The sequence below is a fragment of the Tropicibacter alexandrii genome (assembly GCF_003667315.2).
Lineage (GTDB): Bacteria > Pseudomonadota > Alphaproteobacteria > Rhodobacterales > Rhodobacteraceae > Tropicibacter > Tropicibacter alexandrii.
Genome location: NZ_RCTZ02000059.1, coordinates 1 through 1,129 on the forward strand (window position 1 = coordinate 1; position 1,129 = coordinate 1,129).

Below are 1,129 nucleotides of genomic sequence, written 5' to 3' on the forward strand. Positions count from 1 at the left end.
GACCCTCCCACCCATTGCGGGAATTGAATCAGCCGAGCGGCCTTCGATCAAGGGCGAGTTTTTCAACAAAATACGCCCATTCCGTGGAAAAACAGCCGTTCGCGAGCGCAGAATATCGACGGCTGAACGTGGCGCGAGCGCCTTTCTTGTCAGGCTTTCCGCGGTTGCTGCGATGCAGGAAGGATCTTGGCCAGCTTGCGGAGGTTCTGGGTGTTTGCGGCGAGGAGGAATTCGTCGTTGGCGCCGCATGGTCCGCGTAATCGGAGCCGGTTGAGGCCAAGGATCCGCTTGAGGTGGGCGAAGAGCTTCTCGACCTTCTTTCTCAGCTTCATCGAGATCACGTATTGGTCGGTTTTGGTGATGTCACGGGCAACTTGCCGGGCGTCCTCATGTTCTTCACGGGTGATCTTGCGAGCATCCGCATTCGGGCAGCACTTCGCTTTTGATGGCATGCCTGACAGACCTCTTTCAGCGCCCGATAGCGGGCTGTGCCCTTGCCAGTCGGACCCCGGTGCGGATAGGAGTAGTTTCGGCGGAACTGCTTCAGCTCGTGCCCCTCAGGGCAAATGTATCGGTCGTTCTCCGCATCCCATTCAAAGTCGGCGCGGGTCCAGGTCCCGTCATTGCGCCCTGACTTGTCGAATACGGAAATGTGGGGCGCGATCTTGCGGTCGACCAACCAGCCCAGCATCGGGGCCGTGCCATAGGCCGTGTCCGCGATTAGGCGCTCGGGATGGAGGTCGAACCTGGCCTTCACGCGCTCCAGCATGGTCCTCGTTGAACCGACTTCGGCCTGGCGGATCGACCTGGTGGCTTCGACATCCACGATGACGCCATGGTCTGTGTCGATCAGGTAGTTGTCGGAATAGCTGAAGAAAGCCGGGCCTTTACGGGCTGCCGTCCATTGGCTGGCCGGGTCGGAATTTGACGTGAACTTGGGCTGAACCTCACTGGCGGCACCAAACGCGGCCTCGTCCAGGGTATCGAGATACTCGCGCACCGCCCTTGGCGCGTCGGCCGGATCGATTTGCTTTGCGTCCCACTCCTCCTTTGGCGTCGAGTTCTGTTTGTTGGCATCGGCTTCGATCAGGCTGGCGTCGATGGCCATCCTTTGCCCGCTGACCAGGCC

The 1,129-nt window shown here is 60.1% G+C and carries 1 pseudogene; it reads right to left on the reverse strand.

The annotated features are described in order from the left end of the window. Positions 1-149 precede the first annotated feature (149 nt). Positions 150-1,129: pseudogene (locus tag D8Z78_RS24345) on the reverse strand (transposase); the annotation flags it as partial.